Origin of the sequence: Type-D symbiont of Plautia stali (assembly GCF_001485335.1) — a bacterium.
Classification (GTDB): domain Bacteria; phylum Pseudomonadota; class Gammaproteobacteria; order Enterobacterales; family Enterobacteriaceae; genus Pantoea; species Pantoea vagans_C.
Map to the genome: position 1 here is coordinate 1 of NZ_BBOC01000109.1, position 13,650 is coordinate 13,650.

Sequence of the window (13,650 nt, forward strand, 5' to 3'; positions counted from 1 at the left end):
GTTACCGGTCCGGTTTGAGAAAGCACGGCCGCCTGCTAAGGTGCCCGTGACAATCTGCGGCAATACGGAGCCCGAAATGCTTACAACCATAATTTACCGGAGCCACCTCGCCGATGAGGTGCCCGTCCGCATCCTGCCGGGCATGGTGGAGAAGGCCAGCCTGCTGAACGCCCGGCATCAGGTAACGGGCATCCTGCTGTTTAACGGTACGCACTTCTTCCAGATCCTTGAGGGCCCGGAGGAGGGCGTGCTGGACATCTACGCTCGCATCTGCGCCGACCGGCGCCACCACAACGTGGTTGAGCTGATGCGCGACTACTCACCGTCACGTCGCTTCGGCAATCACGGCATGGAGCTCTTCGACCTGCGCCACCAAGACAGCGGCAGCGTGCTGCAGGCGGTGCTTGACCGCGGCACGTCTAAATACCGCCTGACCTATGACGATCGCGGACTGCAGTTCCTGCGAACCTTCGTGGAAGCCCGGGAGAAAGAGAACTACTTTGAGGTCCTGCCCGCCGACTACTGGGACTTTGTGCCGGACGAGAACGGGTCACCGGCCCCGGCAGCGGGCGTCACCTTCCGCCCGGTGGTCGACCCGCTCGGGCGTAAGGTCACGGCCCTTGAGGCCCTGCCCGGTGACGCGCCGGCGGGGCTCTCCGGCGAGGCGCTGTACGAGCACAATCTCGCGGCGGTCACCGGGGCGCTGAACAGGGCCGGCAGGTCGTGCCCGGACAACATCATGATGTACGTCAGCATTCTGCCCATGACGCTGGTCGCCCTGCCGGACGCCGTGGGCCGGCTCGTGAGCGCCATCGACAGCGCCGGACTGGTGCCGCAGCAAATTATACTGGGCGTCAGCGAGACGGAGGTTATCTCCCGGCTGGAAGCATTTTCCGCAGCGGTGCGGCAGCTGAAGCAGGCCGGTATCAGTCTCTCAATTGATAACTTTGGTGACGGCTCAGCCGGGCTGTCGCTGCTGGCGCACGTGCAGCCGGACCGCGTACGCATCGGCGCCGGGATCGTGCGCAACATTCACCGCAGCGGCCCCCGTCAGGCGGTGGTGCACGCGGTGCTGCGCTGCTGTTCGGCGCTGGAGATCAACGTCATCGCGGCAGGCATCGAGCAGCCGGAGGAGTGGATGTGGCTGGAGGCGGCCGGGGTCACTGATTTCCAGGGCGCGCTGTTCACCGCAGAGGGCGCGGCCGTCGCCTGGCCGGAGACGCGCGAGGCCGTCTGAGGCAAGGTGCAGAACAGGGGGCCCGCGGGCCCCGGATGATTAACAGGCGGCGGCCTGCTGAGGCGGATGCTGCGCGGCCATGACGGCCGCCGGCACGTCGGCCTTTTCCTGCCGCAGGGTTCTGCCGCGGTTGGCCTTTTCAAGCCAGGTGCGGAAATGCGTCATCATCGCCGCCGCGTGCTGCGCGTCCGGCGTACGGTAAATCAGCAGCCGGCTTTTGGTCTGGTTTGTGCAGTCGATGGCGTAAATCTCGATGCCGGCGTCGCGCTGCTCGCTTTCAATTGCTGTAAAATGCATCTGAGGCCAGCGGTTCACCTTCAGCATAAACTCACTTAAAATCCTTTTTTTTCCTTTTATTGTTTTAAAAACGGTACTCTTTCACTGGTCCGCCCAGTGTAGAACGGGTTGCAGACTCTGCAAGCCGTCAGCGGGATATCAAGCGTAAAGGTTTCGTAAGCCCCCTGTTTTCAGCGCCGGAGATAACTGCAGCATGCGCCAGCGGGAGATCTCCGGCAATCTGCCGGTGGGCTATCAGTGCAACAGGCAATAACACACAGGAGAGGCAGCCATGCTCAGCGAAGACAGGCTCAGCCACATCGCCGGCCATCCGGACAGCCATGACGCGGAGGCCGTGGCGATGGCGCAGGAGATCCTGCAGCTGCGCCGCACGCTGGGCGCGCCCTGGGCCGTGGTACAGCCGCTGGGTGAGCTGTATGTGGAGGACGGGAACGCGGCCATGATCTGGCCGGCGAGCCTGGCGGAGCGCGGCGACGTCTGCCTGTACCGCCTGGAGAAGCCTTCTCCGGTGGCGGAAGCCGCGCCGCCCGCGGCAAAGCAGCGCGGCCGGAGAAAGAAAATGCCGGCGCAGGGGTAAGTTCCCTTCATAACAGCGCGACCGTGCCGCGTCCTGACGCTGCGTCGAAAAAGTTTTCTGCATGACAGAGTCCCCGTTCATGTTCGGGCCCGCTGCGCTGTGGTAAGCTCTGCGCCCGAAACCTGCTGCCGGATAACCCCATGAAAAATGACTTTGAAGAAAAAATGGCCGACATCATGATTGGCGAGGCCGTTACGGCGCTGCTGGACGAGGACGTCGCCATCAGCTGGGCCGTGCTGACGGAGCGCCTGCGAGCGGCTATTGAGCATGAAACGGATGAAGACCGCGTTCGCGCGGGGCTGCGCGCTATTGAAGAGGTCCGGCGGGAAATGCAGATTCGCGCCGGTGAAAAGACCGGGGTGCCCGGCGCTGACGAACTGTCAGCGCAGAAGCTTCACTGAGGTCACCCGGGGCGCAGCGGTATCCCCGGGGGCGCCTTTCTGATATACTGTACACTTATCCACCTTACGGACGGAGGTCATATGAACGATGACACCACCGCCGAAGATATCTACGCCGTTATCGGAACGGTCGTGGCGCGCCTTCTTAAGCCGGACCAGCACCTTACCCTTCACGAAATTACCAGCGCCCTGCACGGCATGGGCGAAGCGGCCGGCGCGGCGGACATGCGCGAAAGCTGCGCACGCGCCGTCAGGCTGCTGGCTCAGCAGATGCACTGACCTTCGGATTACTCCCGTTCTGACGTGCTCCGCGCGCGCAATGACGGTGGCGTGCCACACTGAGAAGTGTGAAATCGTTTAAACCGGGAGATGCCTGTGAAAGTCTGGATTGCCGTTACCCTCGCCGCCGCCGTCAGATGCTCCGTGTGGGCCTCAAAAGGGGGATTCGACTCCCCGGCAGCGCTGGCCGCCGCGCACGCTGTGCAGCAGAAGTAGCCTCAGAAACCCTCGTCGTCGGGCGTTTTACCCACCACGATTTCCAGCGCGCTGCGCAGCACGTCAAGCTGGACCACGTCTGAAGTGCTCTCGAGCTCGGCGATAAGATAAAGAATGATCGCTTTGCTGGTCACCTTTTTGCCGTGAATAACGATGTCGCGGATGACGGCGTCCAGCACGGCGGTCTCGGCGGCCAGCGCGTCGCCGCCGCTGCGGAAGTGCTGGATGATGTCGGCTTCGGTGGTGGTGTGCTGTTCGTTAAGCTGCATGGTGTTATCCGTCAGGCCCTGCGGGCAAAGGTGGCCAGGCTGATGCCTGAAATAAAAACGGCCACCCTCCGGTAGCCGCATCCTGCGGGCGTCCTGCCACTTTCCGTCTGAAACGGAAATCTTTGCTGAGGGTCAGTGCTTGCGACCATTGTCAGGTGCGGGCTCAGCATTAAAAGCCAGTATTGCTGCATCACGGCTGCTGCTTACTTGTGGAAGAGTAGCTTCGACTTCATGAATAGCCATCATAATTGCTTCCAGTCGTTCAGCGTTCTGCTCAGTCTTTGTCATGGACTTAAGCACGCCAATCAACCTGACAGCGCCTATGTCATCGCCGCTGTCAAGCATAGCTATGACAGCATCCCCCAAAACTACATCGACCAGTTTTTCTGATTTACTTCTTTGCATACCCGCGCCTTATGGTGCCTGTCCTCCGGACAAAGTGCCGGTCGCCCAGTCCGGACGGCCCTTGTATGCATGCTGCGGGGCGTTTTTACATGGAAACTGAAACTTAACGCTCGAACAACATACCGATAAGCGTCTGGTAATGACGCTCTTCTTCCAGGCTGGATGCGACTTCGAGACGGCGCAGCAGCTTGGTACAAATGGCCTTACGGTTAAGGTTCTTGCCTGCGCGCAGGATTTCAACGACAATCTGCCCCAGCGTTTCCTGCTGGGTCGGCGCCGATGCCTTGCTGAAGTAGTGCGCAATGTCGCTGGCGGGATCCGGGAATCTCGTATTGCTCTGACGCATGGTGAACCTCTCGGTGGTTAAAATGTAGTCGGCTCTGTCTGACCGTAAAGTTATACAACCAAATCAAACTTGTACAGCAATTGTGTTGCTGTACAGCTTACTTTTTTGTGCAAAAAGTGCTACATTTTACTTAACAGTAACTTAGGTGAGTATCAGCGCGCGAATGATGAGCGGTTTAATGAAGGGGTTGTACAACAGTCAGAACAGCATGGTCCGCTCAGGGGCCGGGGCACAGGAAAGAAGCCTGCCCGGTGTCACCCGGACAGGCGGAGGGGTGTCTTCAGTGCCTGAAGCCGCGGCCCGCTGCAGTGATCCATCTCAGCTCGTCCCGGTTGCCCGGCGATGACTCAAACCCGCGGAGCCAGCGTTTCGCCCCTCTTATCTGTACGCAGCGCGCAGGATTTTTCTCGGCGGCGGCCATCTCAGCCAGCTCGCGGATAAGCGAGCCAACGGTAATGTCCGCATTATTCATCGCCAGATGAACCGCCGCTTCGCCAATAATCATCTGGTTCTGGTCATAGTCATTATCAGGCATGCTCTGCTCTCCCTCCGCCTTATTACGGTATTTCAGTGTAGTCGCTTAACGGACTGAAAACCGGTTCCGTTTAAATACTTTCCGCGCATTATCCCGTCAGTCAGAATTATGTTCAGCCGCACAGCGATAAAAAACACACTGAATTCAGATGCCTGACAGGTTATCAGAGGTAACTGTCGGAAAATACTGAATAAACCTTATGTGTGGTCTGAAATCGTTTTCATCCTGAGGTGCAGCCTGAGCATGTAAGTGTTTCGGTAATTAATCTCAGAAGAGGATTTAACAGGGCCTGAAAAATATGGATGATAAGCCTGCAGGGTACTGACCGTTAATATGCGCCGCATATAAGAATAATCAGGGGGTAAATCCAGGTAGTTATTCTCCTTCAACATCAGAGACAATTAGGAAATACAGATTTCCTAATTAAGCGCGCCGGGATAAATTTACTTCCGGCGCGCGTCCTTGTGGTTTTATTTAAACTTCAGGTTTTGGTCCCCGCCGGCTGATAAGGCCGCCTTTACGGCCGGCCTCGCGCGCGCGATCGGGGCAGTTTTTGAAGTTGCCGCCGCTGGCGGCGCCGCCCTTGCTGCCCGCCTCAGAGGCGCGTGCCGGGTCGGCCGCGAAGTTTCCGGCTCCACCGCGTCTTGCTGTTGTCATGATGTCTTCCTCAGATAAAAGTTGTCCTGTATTTCAGACGGTTATAGTGTGGCACGTCTGTACAGGGCTGCCTGATTTCAGAACACTTTTTTCAGGGGTATGACGGCGGACACGTATTGCAGGGTGGCTGAATCTGAAATGCGGGCCCGCTGGACCCTCGCGCTTGCGACTTCAGCAATATGCGCCAGGCTGTGTGCGCGGAACGGCGCGTGACATCCCTCCGGGTGGAGAGTTGTTCTGCAGGCGCGCCGTGCCGCATTCGTATTACTTCTGCGCAGCGTTCAGGGGGTGCGTGCTGATGACAACCCGTCGCCGCAGGTGGCTTTCAGGCTCGGCGCCCCAGCAGAAGGCGGCCCAGTGGCCGCAGAACGCCAGCCAGCTGCGCACCGGGTGGAGGCAGCCCGACTCGCCCGTGCCGTCCCATACGTACACGTTGTGCTCCGGGTCGCGCAGCGCCCAGGCCACCATCCCCTCCCACATCACCTTTGCCGCGTTCGTCTGCGCGCTGTCGGTTATGATTATCGACCAGCGATGCAGAAAATGGCAGAAGAAACGGCGCGCCAGGCCGTGCACCGCCCCCTCGTGCTGCGGCTGGCGGGTGCGCCAGACCATGACCTGTATGCAGGCGCGCTCCGGCGAGGTGAAGTCTTCAGTTTCTTCCAGCCTCACCGCATACACGGTCTCCTGCCCGGGCTCCTGCGTGACCAGCCTGAACTGTTGCTCTGCTCTGTTCTGCCATAGGGTGTAGCCGAACGGCGTCACAAACCCGGGCAGCGTAAACGGCTCCACGTCACGGGCAAGAAACGCGCGGGTGTCGGCCCGGTTTGTGTCTTCCGGATTCAGTACCTGACTGAAGCTGGTATCGGGCAGGGTAATGGGCATGCTGTCGTCCGCCGTTACTTTTCTGTTCACTGAGCCTCCCGGATAACCGGAGCGTTAATTTATATCGCTGAATTGTCTGCAAAAACGAATGGTGCTGTTTAAAAGACAGAGCACCGCAGGATTACTGCTGTACACGCGCCTTCACATCGGTTACTTTGCGCCCGACCTCATTCACTACGCACGGGTATTTCATGCGACAGGACGGACTACCGCCGGAAAAAGAAGCCGGATTGACCGGTTATTTCAGCCAGGTCACTCACCCCTGCCAGATTGAGCTGCTGGGCCGCATCACCGTTGAGATCCTGCGTCAGGAGCGGCGGCTCACGCGCACCGCCTTGTGCCTGAAACTGATAAGGCGCCTCGACGGTACCGACGATGAGGCCGAGGAGGAACATCTGAAGGTTCTTCTCAGGATGCTGTTTAATCGCTGAGCCTGAGGGGTAACACCGGGAGTTCACCGGTTACGAAACGTTCGTCGTGGGAAGAGAGCGGCAACCGGAATGCCGTGCTGTCCCGGCGTACACACACGGTCCGCAGGTGGCGGTTACAGATAAACCAGACCTCGTCGCGGTCGTTGGAAAGAATGAAATACGCGTCCGACGTTTCCGAAGGGTTAAAGCATCCCAGCGCCCGGTAGGCCGTCGTGAGGCTGAACCCGCTCAGCAGCGGCAGCGGCCGCGGCCCGCCGGTCAGCTCTTCCACCCTGAGATACAGACCCTGTTCCATCCAGAGCATGGCCACCTCCGTAGCGCATCTTCATTCTTCAGTAAAAGTTACGGCGCCGGGTGCCTCCCGGTGATTCAGAAAGGCTACCACCTGAATCGCGCTTTTGTTCCTGCTGTACCTGTGTAGCCTGGCCCCGTCGCACAGAGGGATTCACCGTGTTCAGAGCATAGCAGCCCGTTGGATTTTATTTTCTGACTTCTAAAAAAATAGCCAGACAGGCCATGGTTACTGCTGCAGATGTCCAGTCAGAACCATTTTTGGCCCGTTTTTCTGAACAGATTCATGAAATTTTCGGATCATATGAACCGGGCAGGAATGGCCGTTTAAACTGTGCGGCTGCTTTACTCTGACGTCTGGGTATTTGCATTCACCTGGCTATCCGTTTGCGCTTTACCTGACCATCGCCAACAGAAAAATTGCCACTGATGCTGAGGTGGTACTCATGGCATTGCGTGACCGGCAGCTATGTGCCCAGGCTGTGTGAAAACTGCTGATCACGTTTTGGTCTAAGCAGTGGCTTAATATGATCAACCATTCTTGATAAACCCATGCAGCAGCATACTTTTTTCAATAAAATTATAATCATACGATTAAATATTGCAGGCGCAGATATGACTCATCATATTAAAGGCCAAGGCAGATATCAGGTGACGTTGCTCCCTGAAGTGCTTGATGATTTTGTCACAGAAGACAACGCTGTCAGGGTTATTGATGTCTTTGTTGATGAATTACAACTTGATGCACTTGGCTTCGAGCGCGTTAATGCAAAACAAACTGGGCGGCCTGGATATCACCCCGCAACCATGCTGAAGCTGTACATTTATGGATATCTCAACCGAATTCAGTCATCCCGCAGGTTAGAAAAAGAAGCCCATCGCAACGTTGAATTAATGTGGTTACTTGAACGATTAACGCCTGATTTTAAAACCATTGCAGACTTCAGAAAAACAATGGTAAAGGCATCAAAAATGCTTGTCGGGCTTTCATTGATCTGTGTCGGCAGATGCAGATGTTCACCGATGTAGTGGTTGCCATTGACGGTAGTAAGTTCAAGGCGGTAAACAGCAAATCGAACAACTTCACGCCCCAGAAAACAAAAGGCCACATCGAAAGGGTTGAGCAAAGTATCGCTCTTTACCTGAATAAACTCGATGAAGCTGACAAGGCTGCGGAGCCCGATAAAGGTGCAGGTTCAACCGCTGAAAAACTGGCATGGCTCCAAAAACGACTAAAAGAACTCAAGAAAATCCAGCATGATGTTGTGCAGCACCCTGATAAGCAGCTGTCACTATCAGATCCTGATTCCCGGCTAATGAAGATAAACAATGTTAACCGCCAGGTTAGTTATAACTTTCAGACTGCTGTTGATGCTAAATATCACCTGATTGTTGCGCATGAAGTAACGAATACACCAGACCGTGGGCAGCTAACATCGGTGACAAAATTAGCGCAGAACGCTGTTGGCAAAGCGGATATTACCGTACTGGCTGATAAAGGTTATTACAGCCGGGGAGATATTAAAGCAACGCAGGACTTAGGTGCCGTAGCCTTAGTACCAAAAGGCGATACCTCTGGCGCTGACCGTAAAGGTCTTTTCAATCGTTCATTGTTCAAATATGACCAGGAAAAAGATATTTATATTTGCCCGATGGGTAACGAGCTTCAGAACCGATTTACGATGGTTGAGGATGGTTTAGAACAGCAAATGTACTTTAACAATATTGCCTGTCGCGATTGCAGTCAGCGGTCAAGATGCACCACATCAAAACGCGATCCAAGACGGATAAGGCATTGGGTTCATGAAGCAGAAATGGAAGACATGCAAGCCAGGCTTAATGCATCGCCACAAACAGCTGTCGTGCGAAAGCAAACGGTAGAGCATCCGTTCGGGACAATTAAAATGTGGATGGGAGCGACTCACTTCCTGACGCAAAGGTTTAAAAACGTCAGCACAGAAATCAGTCTGTATGTACTGGCTTATAACCTGAAAAGAATGATGTCCATCTGGGGTACCGAAGGACTGGCCATTATGCTGCGAGAACGATGCAACTAGCGGCAATGGCCGCTTTAACCCCTAATAACAGGTCATTAGTACTCAATTTCCAGCACAAAGCCTCGTTTTGCCTCTTCATACAAATCACTGCGAATACGGTCCATATCAGGAATATCTTGCATCCCTGGCTAGTGTTAGTCCCCAGATACTGCAAAAACCGAGTTTATACACAGCCTGTGCCAGAAGGAGACGTTGCTAAGTCTGCATTCAATTAACTTTAAGGCAGCTGTTCGAAGTCAGCAATCTGGATACTGAAACTAAAAATGCACGCCTTTAATGAACCGTGTGGTTCTGTTAATATTGGCTTGTTTACAGGGAGAAACCACATGCGAACACTGACTGAACAGAAACGAACTGACATCCTGAATGCCGCAACGACCGTTTTTCTTGAGCAGGGGTACGAACGCGCCTCCATGGACGGCGTGGCCAGAACGGCAGAGTGCTCCAAGGCCACGCTCTATAACTACTTCACCTCCAAGGAAAGCCTTCTTGACGCCGTCGTCAGGGCCTACGGCACCAACTTTCTGACGCGCGCGGCGGACGATCTCTACAGTCAGGACAGCCGTCATCTCCCCCTGCCTGACAGGCTGCAGCGATTTGGTGAAGGCATGTTGGGTGCCATGACGTCGGACTGGAAGGGGCTTCAGCTCTACCGCATGGTCATCGGCGAGGCGGGGCATTCCGGCATTGGCGATATATTCTACGAGTCCGGCGTCCGGGAAAGCATGAACGCCCTGTCGGCGCTGATGGAGCAGCATATTGAAGCCGGAGACCTCCTCCCGGCACGCCCTGACCTGCGTGCGAAACAGTTTTCTGCGCTGGTAAAGGCCGAGGCGGACGAACTTTTTCTCCGGCACGACATGCCGGTCTACACGCGCGGGGATATCGTCTCAATGGTGCAAAGTGCCGTAGACGTTTTCCTGGCCGGCGCGTCACCGCGCTGACCGGGCGACCTGCTGCCGTGAGATTCAGGACATCCTCTTGACTGTTGGTAATTTATATATAAACTATACCGTACAGTTAATAATTGGGGGTCAGTCAATGCTTCAACGTTTTATGATGGTTGCCGCTGTTGCCGTGGGTTCGCTGATGCTGAGCGGCTGCGTATCTTTATTCTGAGGAGATGACATGCGTCTTGTTTACAGTCTCGTGACCGGCATGGCCGTGCTGATGCTCTCCGGGTGTCTTTCCATCGGCAGCCACATCTGAATCTCTCCAGCCCGCCTTCCGGCGGGCATTTCGCTCACGCCGCCTGAGCGCGGTCAGAATGACGCCCCCGTCAGCATGAGGACAATCAGGGCGCTGATGGCAAGAGCCACCAGGGTCTCAGCGATAAGCAGCGTCATCCGCGAATTCTGGCGAACCCCCCGGGCACCTTCGGCATATTTTCGTCCACGGCGGGCCTTGAGGCGCCGGATGTGGACGACTTCGGTCACGTTGCTGATGACGCGCCACCACATAATCATGACGGTCATGACCAAAGTGCCAAATAAAATCAGGATGCTTATCATGCTCCAGTCCATCCAGGAGACATTCCCGTTAATCTCTGACAGTTTCTGTATCATGCTCATTCTCTCCTGTAAGTTCCCGTCAGCAGCGCTCTGGCTGACGCTTTCGTAAAAACTGGTTCCGGTAAAGCGGTTCTCACCAGAGGGTGACGTCGCAGAGCGCCAGCAGAAGCAGCGCGCACAGCGCGTCAGTGACAAGACATTCCGCCGCCAGGACCAGCTGAAGCGGCCCTGGTGAGGCCCCCCACACCCTGACGGCATAGTGCCTGGCCCGTTGCTTCCCGAGCCGACGCAGGCGGTAAATTTCCCTGAGGTTGCCGGCGGTTCTCAGCAGGGCGTACGTCAGGGCGGTCAGCATGAAGCCATACACAATCCACTGCCCAGATGGCGTATTTTTCAGCGACTCCGCTACCAGCCAGCCTTTCATCAGGCGAATCCGGCATCAGACGCGCTCAGCATACCGCCGGCAATAAAGACAAGCGCCAGAAGAGCCCTGAGCAGCAGCACCTTCATACCCGAGCCTCCGCCCCGTACCGGCTCAGAAAGTCAGCTGTTCTTCGACGGACCTCTCTGCGCAGCAGGGCTTTATCCTGCTGAGCACCGGCCGTGAGGCTCAGCAGCTCCCGGGTCAGCATCAGCCAGGCGTGCGCCATTTCGCCGGAGGGCCGGCAGCGCAACTCTCCGCGGAGCATTGCCGTGTCAATGACGCTCCGGGCATAGTCCGCCGCCGGCGTAAAGGCCTCCCGTTCGCGGTTATCCCCGGCTTCACCGCATCTCTGCAGCGTCAGCATCATTCTCGTCAGCCTCCGCCGCACCGGCAGGCAGGAATAGCGGAGCGGCAGGCCCCAGTTAAAAACGGCATGCTCAACACGCTCCTGATGCACGGACGCGGGCGCGTCCTCCCTCAGCGCCCGCGTAATCACCGGCTGAGAACGGGCGCCGGTCGGGAGGCCTGACGCTGAAAATTCCGGGTACATGTAAAGCATGTCGCGCTCCTGAGCTGAAATTTACGGACACGAACTGAAACATTTTCTTGACAGAGTCATAATATTCCATATTAACTGTACCGTACAGTTCATTATGTCAAAAAGTAACCGGAGAAAAATCCATGTCCCAGCTTTTCAGAAAACTGCCCCGCGCGCTGATCCTGACCGCCGCCGTTGCCGCCGTAGGGTGTTCATCCACCTCCCCGGTAAAATATTCCGGCATTGAGGCCACGTCCCGGATGACCCCCAACACGGCTGACGACAGCGACCGCATCCCTTTCCGCTACGCCGCCCCGGTTGACTGGAGTAAATACCGGAGCATTACCATCGACCCCGTTGAAATCTACGGCGGCAGCGACGCGCAGTTTAACGAGCTGTCTCAGGAGGACAGGCGCAATCTGGCAGACTACATGCAGAAGAAGTTTGCCGACGTGCTGGCTGAGAAGTTTACCGTCAACACCCATGCCGGTAGCGCCCCGGGTCTCCGCCTTAAGCTGACGCTCACCGGGGCGGACACCACGCCTCAGGTTGTGGGTACTGTCACGAAATTCGACCTCGCCGGCGGACCGTATAACATCGTACAGTCAGTGCGCGGGGGCCGCGGCCTGATGAGCGGGTACGTAAACTACGCCGTGGAGGTGAAAGATGCCGCGACCGGTGAGCTGCTGCTGGCCTACGTGGCGGAGCAGTATCCTGACGCCATGAACGTGGGCGCAACGTTTGGCTCAATGAGCGCGGCCGAGACAGGGGTGGACAAGGGCGCAGAGCAGCTGCTGGAAAAACTGCGCTGAGGCTCCGCCCTGAATACGCTGTCAGCCCAGACTGTGCAGGCTGACAGTATCCGACAGGAGGTTCTGGCGGGGTCAGGATGGCATGAGAGGCAGACCATGAAACTTCTGAATGAGCGGACACTGGACGAGATTGCCAGTCTGACCAGAGGCGTTTTCCGCTTTCGTGAACTGTGGCTGAGGGAAACGACCGTTGCCGGAAGCCGCTGGCAGAGGGCACACCTCCGCCTTGAGATTATTACGGGAGGGGGACGCACGCTCTGTACGCTCACCGGCGACGGGAGTATTATCCCTGACGGCCATGCACGAAGGAAATATGCGGGCGACGCCGGCAATCCGGAGGTCACCTGTTACGGTGAACCTGGCGTTCGCGTGGAGCGGCTGGACGATCATCTTTACCGGGTAAATCAGGAGCTGCGGCGAGGCGCGCTGCAGGCGGGACTGAGAAAAAGCAACAAGGAAACGTAATGCGAAAACTCCAGGTAACGGAATTTCCGAAGCGTGTTTACCGTCAGATTGAAGCGCAGGCCCTGCTGACCGGCCATTCTGTGGAAGATGAAATCCGGATGCGGCTGGTGAACCTTTACAGCGGGCAACCCGATCATGGCGATGAAGTTCTCCCGGCCCGCATGCGCTGGCGCAAGGAGGTCGGCGGCAGGTTAACCTGGATCTGGCAACGCCTTACCGAGGATGGGCTTCTGCCCGGAGACAGCGGGCTTGCCCATCTGGCGCGCTGCGCAGGTGAAAAAACGGCCGGCCCGCTCCTTGACTGCCTGGAGGGGCGCAGCGATATGGACTTCGGACTGGCCGACCGGCTGGCGGCAAGCCTTGACATACGGGCGGACTGGCTGCTCTGTGGGACGGGCACCCCCTTTCCGGTAGCAGACCTGGGCCAGATAAGCGCGTGGGATGATTTTTTTATCCCGGGTTCAGCAGCAGGGGAGTATACCTACGAACTCATGAGGGTGAATGGTCTGGAAAACGATGGCGTCCTTCTCTGCTTCCGTTGTAAAGGCGACGGCCATATGGCGAGCGGCAGGATTAACGACCTGTTCCGTCTTACCCCGACATCTGAATACGGTGTGAACCTGTCGTCATTTTTGCAGTTTTTCGTTTATCTCAAAAGCCATCTTCAGCCTCACCAGCTGTACTCTTCAGAATACGTGATCAACGTCCACAGTCCGGACTTCATCGTCAATGCCCCTGGTCAGCATCATCCATACTGGTTTATCCGGCTCAGACGTCGCTGTCCGACCCCCTGGCTTGAACATCTTCTTAACGGGCGGCGCCCTTTTCCGGAATTCGGTGGATACGATGACTGCCTGAGAGAAATCGCAGCGGTGCCTTTTCTGCCTGTAATACCTTCATCAGCGTGAGGGCTGCGAGTCTGGAAATGCACCCTGAAGAAGAACAACATGTTCATCCGGTGGTTTCAGCATTGCATTTACATCAGGCAGCAGTTCTGCTGATAAAATTTTACTCATTCCA

Annotated in this window: 20 protein-coding genes and 1 pseudogene; 10 read left to right on the forward strand and 11 right to left on the reverse strand. The window is 56.6% G+C overall.

Translation table 11 applies throughout. From position 1 onward, the window contains the following. The first annotated feature begins 76 nt into the window (after positions 1 to 76). Complete coding sequence (locus tag PSSD_RS23235; protein WP_058973852.1) at positions 77 to 1,237, forward strand: diguanylate phosphodiesterase; 1,161 nt, start codon at positions 77 to 79, stop codon at positions 1,235 to 1,237. Positions 1,238 to 1,276: 39 nt separating this feature from the next. On the opposite strand, the gene PSSD_RS23240 is transcribed toward PSSD_RS23235, so the two are convergent. Continuing rightward, the gene (locus PSSD_RS23240; protein ID WP_058973853.1) at positions 1,277 to 1,561 is read right to left on the reverse strand and encodes a hypothetical protein; all 285 of its coding nucleotides are present in this window, start codon (positions 1,559 to 1,561) and stop codon (positions 1,277 to 1,279) included. A 244-nt stretch (positions 1,562 to 1,805) separates the two neighbouring features. Between PSSD_RS23240 and PSSD_RS23245 the strand changes: the two genes are divergently transcribed. The 3 genes from PSSD_RS23245 (at position 1,806) to PSSD_RS23255 (ending at position 2,791) form a co-directional block, all read left to right on the forward strand. Then, a complete protein-coding gene (locus tag PSSD_RS23245) occupies positions 1,806 to 2,111 on the forward strand; it encodes a hypothetical protein (protein ID WP_058973854.1) in 306 nt (101 codons plus the stop codon). Positions 2,112 to 2,251: 140 nt separating this feature from the next. Beyond that, positions 2,252 to 2,512 carry a hypothetical protein gene (locus tag PSSD_RS23250; protein WP_058973855.1) on the forward strand — a complete coding sequence of 87 codons (261 nt, stop codon included), beginning with the start codon at positions 2,252 to 2,254 and terminating at the stop codon, positions 2,510 to 2,512. Positions 2,513 to 2,593: 81 nt separating this feature from the next. Continuing rightward, positions 2,594 to 2,791, forward strand: a complete 198-nt coding sequence (locus tag PSSD_RS23255; RefSeq protein WP_058973856.1) for a hypothetical protein — start codon at positions 2,594 to 2,596, stop codon at positions 2,789 to 2,791. A gap of 218 nt (positions 2,792 to 3,009) precedes the next feature. Here the strand turns inward: PSSD_RS23255 and PSSD_RS23260 are convergent, their stop codons facing one another. The 6 genes from PSSD_RS23260 to PSSD_RS23285 form a co-directional block, all read right to left on the reverse strand. Beyond that, complete coding sequence (locus PSSD_RS23260; RefSeq protein ID WP_058973869.1) at positions 3,010 to 3,276, reverse strand: biofilm/acid-resistance regulator YmgB/AriR; 267 nt, start codon at positions 3,274 to 3,276, stop codon at positions 3,010 to 3,012. Between the two features lie 132 nt (positions 3,277 to 3,408). Further along, positions 3,409 to 3,681 carry a hypothetical protein gene (locus PSSD_RS23265; RefSeq protein WP_058973857.1) on the reverse strand — a complete coding sequence of 91 codons (273 nt, stop codon included), beginning with the start codon at positions 3,679 to 3,681 and terminating at the stop codon, positions 3,409 to 3,411. Positions 3,682 to 3,784: 103 nt separating this feature from the next. Then, positions 3,785 to 4,027, reverse strand: coding sequence for a regulatory protein YcgZ (gene ycgZ, locus PSSD_RS23270; protein WP_058973858.1), 243 nt, complete (start codon positions 4,025 to 4,027; stop codon positions 3,785 to 3,787). A 280-nt stretch (positions 4,028 to 4,307) separates the two neighbouring features. Further along, positions 4,308 to 4,562: a hypothetical protein gene (locus PSSD_RS23275; protein ID WP_058973859.1), complete on the reverse strand. Its 255-nt coding sequence runs from the start codon at positions 4,560 to 4,562 to the stop codon at positions 4,308 to 4,310. Positions 4,563 to 5,036: 474 nt separating this feature from the next. Then, complete coding sequence (locus tag PSSD_RS23280) at positions 5,037 to 5,219, reverse strand: con-10 family general stress protein (RefSeq protein WP_058973860.1); 183 nt, start codon at positions 5,217 to 5,219, stop codon at positions 5,037 to 5,039. Between the two features lie 264 nt (positions 5,220 to 5,483). Beyond that, positions 5,484 to 6,131: a hypothetical protein gene (locus tag PSSD_RS23285; RefSeq protein ID WP_153011495.1), complete on the reverse strand. Its 648-nt coding sequence runs from the start codon at positions 6,129 to 6,131 to the stop codon at positions 5,484 to 5,486. Positions 6,132 to 6,292: 161 nt separating this feature from the next. Here PSSD_RS23285 and PSSD_RS26850 point away from each other — a divergent pair, with 161 nt between their 5' ends. Further along, a complete protein-coding gene (locus PSSD_RS26850) occupies positions 6,293 to 6,532 on the forward strand; it encodes a biofilm development regulator YmgB/AriR family protein (RefSeq protein ID WP_072034440.1) in 240 nt (79 codons plus the stop codon). Here the strand turns inward: PSSD_RS26850 and PSSD_RS23295 are convergent. After that, positions 6,522 to 6,836 (reverse strand): hypothetical protein, encoded by a 315-nt coding sequence (locus PSSD_RS23295; RefSeq protein ID WP_058973862.1) that lies wholly within the window; start codon positions 6,834 to 6,836, stop codon positions 6,522 to 6,524. The two genes, PSSD_RS26850 and PSSD_RS23295, sit on opposite strands and share 11 nt — an antisense overlap. 602 nt (positions 6,837 to 7,438) lie before the next feature. On the opposite strand from PSSD_RS23295, the pseudogene PSSD_RS23300 reads away from it, so the two are divergent. Beyond that, positions 7,439 to 8,880 (forward strand): annotated as a pseudogene (locus PSSD_RS23300) (IS1182 family transposase). Between the two features lie 326 nt (positions 8,881 to 9,206). Further along, positions 9,207 to 9,824: a TetR/AcrR family transcriptional regulator gene (locus tag PSSD_RS23305; RefSeq protein ID WP_058973863.1), complete on the forward strand. Its 618-nt coding sequence runs from the start codon at positions 9,207 to 9,209 to the stop codon at positions 9,822 to 9,824. Between the two features lie 318 nt (positions 9,825 to 10,142). Here the strand turns inward: PSSD_RS23305 and PSSD_RS23310 are convergent, their stop codons facing one another. The 3 genes from PSSD_RS23310 to PSSD_RS23320 form a co-directional block, all read right to left on the reverse strand. Beyond that, positions 10,143 to 10,445, reverse strand: coding sequence for a hypothetical protein (locus PSSD_RS23310; protein ID WP_235589279.1), 303 nt, complete (start codon positions 10,443 to 10,445; stop codon positions 10,143 to 10,145). A 79-nt stretch (positions 10,446 to 10,524) separates the two neighbouring features. Beyond that, positions 10,525 to 10,815: a hypothetical protein gene (locus tag PSSD_RS23315; RefSeq protein WP_058973864.1), complete on the reverse strand. Its 291-nt coding sequence runs from the start codon at positions 10,813 to 10,815 to the stop codon at positions 10,525 to 10,527. A gap of 82 nt (positions 10,816 to 10,897) precedes the next feature. Then, the gene (locus PSSD_RS23320) at positions 10,898 to 11,374 is read right to left on the reverse strand and encodes a hypothetical protein (RefSeq protein ID WP_058973865.1); all 477 of its coding nucleotides are present in this window, start codon (positions 11,372 to 11,374) and stop codon (positions 10,898 to 10,900) included. Between the two features lie 122 nt (positions 11,375 to 11,496). Here PSSD_RS23320 and PSSD_RS23325 point away from each other — a divergent pair, with 122 nt between their 5' ends. The 3 genes from PSSD_RS23325 (at position 11,497) to PSSD_RS23335 (ending at position 13,538) form a co-directional block, all read left to right on the forward strand. Then, positions 11,497 to 12,165, forward strand: a complete 669-nt coding sequence (locus tag PSSD_RS23325; protein WP_058973866.1) for a DUF3313 domain-containing protein — start codon at positions 11,497 to 11,499, stop codon at positions 12,163 to 12,165. A 96-nt stretch (positions 12,166 to 12,261) separates the two neighbouring features. Beyond that, entirely contained in the window at positions 12,262 to 12,630 is a 369-nt protein-coding gene (locus tag PSSD_RS23330) for a hypothetical protein (RefSeq protein WP_058973867.1), read from the forward strand. Then, entirely contained in the window at positions 12,630 to 13,538 is a 909-nt protein-coding gene (locus PSSD_RS23335) for a hypothetical protein (RefSeq protein WP_058973868.1), read from the forward strand. Before PSSD_RS23330 ends, PSSD_RS23335 begins: the two co-directional genes overlap by 1 nt. Positions 13,539 to 13,650 lie beyond the last annotated feature (112 nt).

What these genes read in the sequence shown, in the direction of transcription:
- PSSD_RS23235 (WP_058973852.1), top strand. Translation starts at nt 77, where the DNA reads ATGCTTACAACCATAATTTACCGGAGCCACCTCGCCGATGAGGTGCCC.
- PSSD_RS23240 (WP_058973853.1), bottom strand. Translation starts at nt 1,561, where the DNA reads ATGCTGAAGGTGAACCGCTGGCCTCAGATGCATTTTACAGCAATTGAA.
- PSSD_RS23245 (WP_058973854.1), top strand. Translation starts at nt 1,806, where the DNA reads ATGCTCAGCGAAGACAGGCTCAGCCACATCGCCGGCCATCCGGACAGC.
- PSSD_RS23250 (WP_058973855.1), top strand. Translation starts at nt 2,252, where the DNA reads ATGAAAAATGACTTTGAAGAAAAAATGGCCGACATCATGATTGGCGAG.
- PSSD_RS23255 (WP_058973856.1), top strand. Translation starts at nt 2,594, where the DNA reads ATGAACGATGACACCACCGCCGAAGATATCTACGCCGTTATCGGAACG.
- PSSD_RS23260 (WP_058973869.1), bottom strand. Translation starts at nt 3,276, where the DNA reads ATGCAGCTTAACGAACAGCACACCACCACCGAAGCCGACATCATCCAG.
- PSSD_RS23265 (WP_058973857.1), bottom strand. Translation starts at nt 3,681, where the DNA reads ATGCAAAGAAGTAAATCAGAAAAACTGGTCGATGTAGTTTTGGGGGAT.
- ycgZ (WP_058973858.1), bottom strand. Translation starts at nt 4,027, where the DNA reads ATGCGTCAGAGCAATACGAGATTCCCGGATCCCGCCAGCGACATTGCG.
- PSSD_RS23275 (WP_058973859.1), bottom strand. Translation starts at nt 4,562, where the DNA reads ATGCCTGATAATGACTATGACCAGAACCAGATGATTATTGGCGAAGCG.
- PSSD_RS23280 (WP_058973860.1), bottom strand. Translation starts at nt 5,219, where the DNA reads ATGACAACAGCAAGACGCGGTGGAGCCGGAAACTTCGCGGCCGACCCG.
- PSSD_RS26850 (WP_072034440.1), top strand. Translation starts at nt 6,293, where the DNA reads ATGCGACAGGACGGACTACCGCCGGAAAAAGAAGCCGGATTGACCGGT.
- PSSD_RS23295 (WP_058973862.1), bottom strand. Translation starts at nt 6,836, where the DNA reads ATGCTCTGGATGGAACAGGGTCTGTATCTCAGGGTGGAAGAGCTGACC.
- PSSD_RS23305 (WP_058973863.1), top strand. Translation starts at nt 9,207, where the DNA reads ATGCGAACACTGACTGAACAGAAACGAACTGACATCCTGAATGCCGCA.
- PSSD_RS23310 (WP_235589279.1), bottom strand. Translation starts at nt 10,445, where the DNA reads ATGATACAGAAACTGTCAGAGATTAACGGGAATGTCTCCTGGATGGAC.
- PSSD_RS23315 (WP_058973864.1), bottom strand. Translation starts at nt 10,815, where the DNA reads ATGAAAGGCTGGCTGGTAGCGGAGTCGCTGAAAAATACGCCATCTGGG.
- PSSD_RS23320 (WP_058973865.1), bottom strand. Translation starts at nt 11,374, where the DNA reads ATGCTTTACATGTACCCGGAATTTTCAGCGTCAGGCCTCCCGACCGGC.
- PSSD_RS23325 (WP_058973866.1), top strand. Translation starts at nt 11,497, where the DNA reads ATGTCCCAGCTTTTCAGAAAACTGCCCCGCGCGCTGATCCTGACCGCC.
- PSSD_RS23330 (WP_058973867.1), top strand. Translation starts at nt 12,262, where the DNA reads ATGAAACTTCTGAATGAGCGGACACTGGACGAGATTGCCAGTCTGACC.
- PSSD_RS23335 (WP_058973868.1), top strand. Translation starts at nt 12,630, where the DNA reads ATGCGAAAACTCCAGGTAACGGAATTTCCGAAGCGTGTTTACCGTCAG.